6 protein-coding genes and 1 rRNA gene are annotated in these 7,140 nt (G+C 70.5%); 1 reads left to right on the forward strand and 6 read right to left on the reverse strand.

What is annotated here, in order from left to right; genetic code table 11:
* Window positions 1-4: 4 nt before the first annotated feature.
* The 4 genes from G447_RS0107695 to G447_RS0107710 are packed head-to-tail and all read right to left on the reverse strand — an operon-like array spanning window position 5 to window position 3,780.
* Complete coding sequence (locus G447_RS0107695; RefSeq protein WP_005871771.1) at window positions 5-844, reverse strand: metal ABC transporter permease; 840 nt, start codon at window positions 842-844, stop codon at window positions 5-7.
* A complete protein-coding gene (locus G447_RS0107700; RefSeq protein WP_026430630.1) occupies window positions 841-1,899 on the reverse strand; it encodes a metal ABC transporter permease in 1,059 nt (352 codons plus the stop codon). Before G447_RS0107700 ends, G447_RS0107695 begins: the two co-directional genes overlap by 4 nt.
* A complete protein-coding gene (locus G447_RS0107705) occupies window positions 1,896-2,606 on the reverse strand; it encodes a metal ABC transporter ATP-binding protein (RefSeq protein ID WP_005871758.1) in 711 nt (236 codons plus the stop codon). Before G447_RS0107705 ends, G447_RS0107700 begins: the two co-directional genes overlap by 4 nt.
* 1 nt (window position 2,607) lies before the next feature.
* Window positions 2,608-3,780 carry a metal ABC transporter substrate-binding protein gene (locus tag G447_RS0107710; RefSeq protein ID WP_026430631.1) on the reverse strand — a complete coding sequence of 391 codons (1,173 nt, stop codon included), beginning with the start codon at window positions 3,778-3,780 and terminating at the stop codon, window positions 2,608-2,610.
* A 97-nt stretch (window positions 3,781-3,877) separates the two neighbouring features.
* On the opposite strand from G447_RS0107710, the gene G447_RS0107715 reads away from it, so the two are divergent.
* Window positions 3,878-5,830, forward strand: coding sequence for a phospholipid carrier-dependent glycosyltransferase (locus tag G447_RS0107715; protein ID WP_026430632.1), 1,953 nt, complete (start codon window positions 3,878-3,880; stop codon window positions 5,828-5,830).
* Window positions 5,831-5,966: 136 nt separating this feature from the next.
* Here G447_RS0107715 and G447_RS0107720 read toward each other — a convergent pair whose 3' ends face one another.
* Window positions 5,967-6,491: an NADPH-dependent FMN reductase gene (locus G447_RS0107720; protein ID WP_026430633.1), complete on the reverse strand. Its 525-nt coding sequence runs from the start codon at window positions 6,489-6,491 to the stop codon at window positions 5,967-5,969.
* A 352-nt stretch (window positions 6,492-6,843) separates the two neighbouring features.
* Window positions 6,844-6,960: ribosomal RNA gene (rrf, locus tag G447_RS0107725) — 5S ribosomal RNA — on the reverse strand.
* Window positions 6,961-7,140: the final 180 nt, after the last annotated feature.

The raw sequence follows: 7,140 nt of genomic DNA on the forward strand, positions 1-7,140 counted from the left end.
GCCCCTATCGTCCCACCGGCGCCGCGCCCAGGCGAGCGCGCAGTGCCGAGGCAGCGGTGACGAGCCCCGCGACGAGGGCGATGCAGCCCCCTGCTGACCAGTCGGCGGCGATCGCAAGGGCGAGGCCGGACAGGGCGATGAGGGCGCCGAGGACGGGGGCGGCGACCATGAAGGCGCGCAGGGTGGGCGCGTGGGGGCGCAGGGCGGCGGCGGGGGCCGCGATGAGGGCGATGGACAGGACGGTGCCGATCGCGGGGATGAGGACGACAACGGTGAGGAGCAGCACAGTGAGGATGGCGAGCTCGTTGGTCCGCCGCGCCCGGGGGCTCAGGCCGACCGGGTCGAAGCAGTGGCGCATCAGCTGGGGCCCGCACGCGCCCATGAGGCCGAGGGCGAGTGCCAGGCAGGCGGCGGCCGCGGCCACGTCCGCTCCGGACACGGTGAGGATCGATCCGGCGAGGAAGCTGGAGACTTGGAGGGGCAGCGGCTTGAACCAGGTCGCCAGGAAGTACCCGGACGCGAATCCCAGGGTGAGGACGACTCCGGCGCTGGCCTGCGAGGACACTCCGGGGATCCGTGTGAGCGCGTACATGAGGGCGGCGAGCGGGAGGCACATGAGGAGGGCGCCCGCGAAGAGGCTGAGCGACATGGCGCCGTGCCCCCATCCCGCGGCCGAGGCGACGACGACGCCCAGGACGGCGCCTGGGAAGGTCCCGTGGGTGATGGACTCGGCGAAGAAGACCCTACGGTCGAGGACGGCCAGGGCTCCGACGAGTCCGGCGAGCGCCCCGACGACGACGGCCTCCAGGACCGGCAGGGCGAGGATGGTGAGCAGCGTGCTCATGAGGGGCTCCCCAGGGGCGCGGGGGACGAGGCGGGGGCAGGCTGGGAGGCGCCCGCAAGATCTGTGTTCCGTTCGCCCCCTTCCTGCGGCACCAGCGCGGCGGCACCCTCCACGGCCGCTCGTTCGCCCCTTTCCGACAGCACCAGCGCGGCGGGCTCCCGGTCGGCGCCCCGCAGGCGCTCGCGCAGGAGGCCCCAGCCCCCGACGGCTGCGCTCACGGCGATGACCGTCAGGGCGAGCGCGGCCTGCGGGGAGATGGGACGGGCGGTGGGGGCGTTCATGAGGGCGAGTCCCGAGAGCGCTCCGACCAGGGCGATCCCCGACGCGGTGGCGCTCATCCTCGTGGCGCTGGGGGCAGCGAGGCGGGCGCCGACCCCGGGGACGACCACGTACCCGATGACCAGGAGGACGCCGATGGCGGCGGAGGCGGCGACGACGACCGCGCCGATGGCGGCGTTGATGACGACGTCGACTGCGAGTACCCGCACGCCCGCCACTCGCGCGCCGTCGCGGTCGTGGGCGACGAACACCTGTTCCTTCCACGTCAGGGCCAGTGCGGCCAGGGCGAGGGCGCACACGATCAGGGACTGCATGAGGCGCTCGTCGCTCATCTCCATGAGCCGCCCGAACATGAGGGCCTCGAGCTGTCCCGACATATCGCCCTTCCTCAGGGAGATGATGACGCCGATGGAGAAGAAGGTCGCCAGGACCACTGCAGTGGCGGCCTCGTTCTCCCGCTTGGAGCGGCTGGCGGCCACGAGGGCGCAGGTGGCGGCCACGGCGGCCAGGGCGGCGCCCGGGATTATCATGCGGGTCCCCCACCACACTGCTGCGGCGACGACCCCGGGGAAGACGGAGTGGACCATGGCCTCGGCGTTGAACTCGAGGCGGCGCAGGTTGACGATGGTGGAGACCGGGCCGACCACCAGGGCGAGGACGACGACGAGCACGAACGGGCGGAACGCGTAGGGCGCGTAAGTCACCCAGCCCAGGCCGGGAACGCCGGAGAGCAGGTCGCGCAGCGCCTCCAGGGCGCCGGAGAAGGCCGCGGTCACGGTACCGCCCCCGCGAGGGCGTCGCTCCCCGCCCCGTAGGCCTGGGCCAGGAGCCCCTCGGTGAGCACCTCATCGACTGGGCCGAAGGCGATCTGGCGCCCGGAGAGCAGGCAGGCCCGCGCGCAGGTGAGGTGGGCGAGCGCGAGGTCGTGGGTGGACACGACCACTCCGACGCCGTCGGCCGTCGCCTGGCGCACGATCGAGACCAGGGAGTCGCGGTTGGGCTGGTCGAGGCCGTTGAAGGGCTCGTCCATGAGGATCAGCTGGGGGCGCGCCACCAGGGCCCGGGCCACGAGGATCCGCTGGCGCTGCCCGCCGGAGAGCCGGCCGAAGCGCATGGATGCCCGCTCGGCCATCCCTACGCGCTCGAGGGCCTCCTCGACGCGGGCGCGGTGGGCGCGCCCGGGGCGCGAGCCCCACCCGAGTTCGCCGTACAGGCCCATGGTGACGACCTCGCGGGCGGAAACGGGGAAGGTGGGGTCCAGGTCGTTGTTCTGGGGGACGTAGCCGATGGTGCTGGCGCCGACCTCGAGGGTGCCCGACAGGATCCGCACGTCGCCGAGCACGGCGCGCAGCAGCGTGGTCTTCCCCGAGCCGTTGGGGCCGATCAAGGCCAGGCCCTCCCCGGCCTGGACATCGAGCGTGATGCCCCAGGCGGCGGGGACTCCCGAGTACCCCAGGGCCAGGTCCTTGGCGGCGATCAGCATCTCATTGTCCCTCGCCCAGGCCGTCGGGCAGCGGCGCCAGAGTGCCGTCCCACGCCTCGACGATCGTAGTGACGTTGTGGACGATGGATCCCGTGTAGGTGCTCCCGGGGCTGCCCGCGGGGCCCAGGGAGTCCCCGTAGAGGGCGTCCTCCCCGACGACCGCTTTGACGCCAGCGGCTTTGGCGATGGCCTCGATGGACTTGGAGTTGTTGGAGTTCTCGGCGAACAGGGCACGGGCGCCGGATTCCTTGACGGAGCGCACCGCCTCGTCGATGTGGGAAGCGGTGGCGTCCTGCTGCTCGTTGAAGTCCGACAGGGCGGCGCCGATGAAGGTGATCCCGTATGCCTTGGAGAAGTACCCGAAGGCGTCGTGGGAGGTGAACAGGACGCGGGCCGACTGGGGAACGGATTCCAATGACGAGGCGGCCCACGAGTCCAGGGCCTCGATGCGCTGGGTGTAGGCGTCGGTGCGGGCGCGGATCTGGTCGGCCGCCCCGGGCGCCGCCTCCTCCAGCGCGGCTCCGATGTTGGCGACCTGGATGGCGGCGTTCTTCGGGCTGGTCCACACGTGGGGGTCGAAACGGAACTCGGGGGCCTCCTCACCGTCCTCGGGCGGGAACGGCCAGGGGGCCACGTCCACGGCGCGCTGGCCCCTGTTGATCGTGTAGGGCAGGGCCTTCTCCTGTTCGGCCGACGCGCCCGGGGCATCGATGTCGTTGGCGGTGAGCACGCCGGAGGTCACGAGCATGGTCCCTTTGAACCCGGAGGCGGCGACCGCCTCGTCGAGGAAGTGCTCCAGGTCGACGCCGTTGACGGCCATGATGTCGGCCTCGGCGAGCGCTCCCGCCTGGGCGGGCGTCATCTCGTGCTCGTGGGCCGAGGCGTTGGGCGCCAGCAGGCAGGTCAGGGTGATCGTCTTCTTCGCGTTCTCCGCCGGTGCGCCCAAGTGGCTCGTCGTCCCGTCCGCGTCAGTCTTGTCCAGGGCGAGACCGCCCGAGGCGTCCGCGCCGATCTGGGTGATGTAGTCGCAGATCTGGGTCGTCGTCGCGACGACTTTGAGGCTGTCGGCGGACGCCCCGGAGCGGGGTGCGCAGGCGGCCAGGGACGCGCAGGCGATTCCCAGGGCTCCGAACGCAGCGAGCGAGCGCAGTTGTGGTGTCACGGGTTCCTCCATCGAAACAAATATTTCGGATACCCGAAATGCTACACGCGGCGTAGACGCGCATCAACTCCGGCTGCCCGTCCTCCTCCCCGCCCCTTAGACTGCTGGGGTGACGACACGAACGGATCGACCCGCCCCGGGCGGCGCGCCGACGCGCGCCCCCCGATGGGCGCGACTGCCCGCCAGCGCAGCCGCAGGGTGGGTGGCAACCCTGATCACTACCGCCATCGCGGCGCTCATCCGCCTGACGCACCTGGACAACGTCCCCCGCCTGGTCTTCGACGAGACCTACTACGTGAAGGACGCCTGGTCGCTCATCGAGCTCGGCTACGAGGGCACCTGGCCCACGGACTACGACGCGTCCTTCGCCGCCGGCGACACCTCGGGGCTCAGCGCCAACGCCAGCTACCCCGTGCACCCCCCCACTGGGAAGTGGATCATCGGCTGGGGGATGCGCCTGTTCGGGCAGTCGGATCCCGTCGGCTGGCGCATCATGGGCGCCATCTGCGGCGTCATCACCGTCTTCTTGCTGTGCCGCCTCGCGCAGAACCTCTTCAGCTCCCCCGCCATCACCGCCCTGGCCGGGGCGTTCCTCGCCACGGACGGAATCGCCGTCGTCATGTCCAGGACCGCCATTCTGGACGGTTTCCTCGCGATGTTCTCACTCGCGGCGTTCCTGGCCGTCGTCAAGGACCAGCAGGACGCCCGCGCGCGCCTGGGTGCCCGCCTGGCGGCGTGGGAGGGCATGGGCTCGCCCCGCCGGGGGTGGCCCGACCTTCGCGCCTACCTCTCCCCGCGGATCCCCCGCCCCGCCTCGTGGCGCGTCGGCCCCGCCTCCGGGCCGCGCCCGTGGCTGTTGGCCGCGGGCATCCTCGCGGGCCAGGCGTCCTCCGTGAAGTGGTCCGGCGTGTACGTGCTGGCGGTCCTGGGCCTGTACGTCGCACTGCGGGAGTGGACGACGCGGTGGCGCGCCGGACACCCCTCCCCGCTCTTCGGCGCCCTTCTGGCCGACGTCTGGTGGGCGTTCGTGCTCATGGTCCCGTCCGCGGTCCTCACCTACGTGGCCTCGTGGTTCGGGTGGTTCACCCACCCGCGCGCCCACGGGCACGGCGCGACGGGCGGGACCGGCCTCCTGGGGGCGCTGGACGACCTGTGGGCGTACCACGTCGAGATGTGGAACTTCCACACGAAACTCACCACAGCGCACACCTACCAGTCGAATCCGTTCACGTGGCTGCCCCAAATCCGGGCGACGTCCTTCGCCTGGAACAACGACTCCACCATAAGCGGCTGCCACACGGGCAACTGCGCGCGCGACATTGTCGCGCTGGGCAACCCCTTCCTGTGGTGGATCGGCATCGCCGCCCTGCTGGTGCTCCTCTGGGCGACGGTGCGCCACAGGAATTGGCGCACTGGGGTGGTGGCCTGCGGATACCTGGCGCTCTACGCCCCGTGGCTCATGTACGCCAAGCGGACGATCTTCACCTTCTACACGGTGGCTTTCGTCCCCTTCGTCGCACTGGCGGTGGCGTGGACCGTCGGCTTGATCGTCGGCCAGGCGCAGTGGCGGGGGCTCCCCAGCGCTCTCGCCTCCGGCGCCGACGAGGCGGGGGCCGCCAATCTCAGGGCGGTCAGCGCCGACGAGGCGGGGGCCGCCGAAGACCGCACCCGGTCCGTTCCGACGCCCCCCGCTTCCGACCCCGGCGGCCCCGATGGCCGCACCTCGACTGGCACGTCGAACACGGCCGGTAGGCCCGAGGGCGCCGAGCGCTCCTTGGAGGCGGGCTCAGCGACCACGATGCCCCTGGCGGCAGGCTCCGCCCCCCTCTCCCCGACGTCCACCGGACGTGCGGACCGGGGGGCCAGTGGCCCCCAGCACCTTGGCAGCGCCGTGCCGCCTGAGGGCCTGACCGCAGACGCCCTGCTAGTCCGTTTCATCGCAGCTGGCGCCATCACCGCTGCTGTGCTCGCCTGCGCGTGGTACTTCCTGCCGTTGTGGACCGGACAGGTCCTGGACTACGAGTTCTGGAGGGACCACATGTGGCTGTCGTCGTGGATCTGACCGCCACTGCTAGATAGAGAGTGAGGGCCCTCTCCCATGTGGGAGAGGGCCCTCACTCGTTGAGCGGGAAGGCGCCCGGAGGCTGCGGCACAGCAGCGGCCGCTGAGCGGCGGCCCGGACACAGGCCCGCCCCGCGTCAGGCCTTGAGCGCCTCGACGACTGCCCTCAGGCCCGCCTCGATCTCGGGCGTGGGCACCAGGGCGCCATCACGGAAGTCCGTGCCCAGGTTGAGGCCGAGCTGCGGCTCCACGGTGGTCCCGAACATCGCCAGCACTGTGCGCAAGTGCGCAAGCGCACTGGCAGCGGAGTGCCAGGAGTACCCCACCAGGCCGATCTTCTTGCCATCCATGGCTGCGGGGGGCAGGTAGTCGATCGCGTTCTTGAGGACCCCGGGAATGGACTGGTTGTACTCGGGGGTCACGAAGACAACAGCGTCGGCTGCGCCGAGGACCTGTGCGAAACACACCGCTTCAGGCAGCTTGGGAGCCTCCATCGACGGGGGCACGGGCTCAGCGAAGAACGGCAGGTCGAAGTCGGCCAGATCAACGACCGCCGCGCTCACGCCCTCGACCTTGTTCGCCTCGGAAACGACCCATTGGGCGATTCCTTGCCCGGCGCGCCCGGGACGGGTGGAGCCGAGGACGACTGCGACATTCGCCATTATGTTCACCTTCCAGAAGATTGTTGAAACATTAATCATCTTAGGTTGGAAAGGAGGCGGGCGCAATAGGGCTTCGCGGTTGGCTGCATGGCGGGTACGTGTTTGCGCGTGCGGCTGTGTGGTGCGCGCGTTTTTGCTGGCGTGGTGTGCGTGTTCTCGCGTGGTGTGTACGCCCTTCGCGTCCGTTGTTCGCGTCTTTGCTAACGTGTGTCTCGCGTGGTGTGTGTTCCTCGTGTGCGCGCGCTTGCGTGTGTTCGCGTGTGTGTGTCTCGTTTGTGTGCGCTTCCTCGCGCGTTCCTTGCGTGTGTTTGTGGGGGGCTCGCACGGTGTGCGGGCCCCCCACTGTGGTGTGTTGTGGCGGTTTCCTACTCTCCCACACCCCCTGGGGTGCAGTACCATTGGCGCGGCCGGGCTTAGCTTCCAGGTTCGGAATGTTGCTGGGCGTTTCCCCGGTGCTGTGACCACCACAAGTCTCTAATTCTGACCCCCGCCCTCCTCCCCTGTTGCTGCGCCCCTGTTGTTGTGGGCCGCTGCCCCCCTCCCTTGTCGGGTTCGGGGGGGTTGGGGGGTGGGTTGGTCGTGGTTCGTATAGTGGTTGCGGCATCCCTTCCCCCGGTGTTGGCCCCTGCCCTCCCTGTTTTTGTGGGGG

Source organism: Schaalia georgiae DSM 6843 (assembly GCF_000429245.1).
GTDB lineage: Bacteria > Actinomycetota > Actinomycetes > Actinomycetales > Actinomycetaceae > Pauljensenia > Pauljensenia georgiae.

Coding starts and splice junctions, on each gene's coding strand:
- G447_RS0107695 (WP_005871771.1), bottom strand. CDS start 844: ATGAGCACGCTGCTCACCATCCTCGCCCTGCCGGTCCTGGAGGCCGTC.
- G447_RS0107720 (WP_026430633.1), bottom strand. CDS start 6,491: ATGGCGAATGTCGCAGTCGTCCTCGGCTCCACCCGTCCCGGGCGCGCC.
- G447_RS0107705 (WP_005871758.1), bottom strand. CDS start 2,606: ATGCTGATCGCCGCCAAGGACCTGGCCCTGGGGTACTCGGGAGTCCCC.
- G447_RS0107710 (WP_026430631.1), bottom strand. CDS start 3,780: ATGGAGGAACCCGTGACACCACAACTGCGCTCGCTCGCTGCGTTCGGA.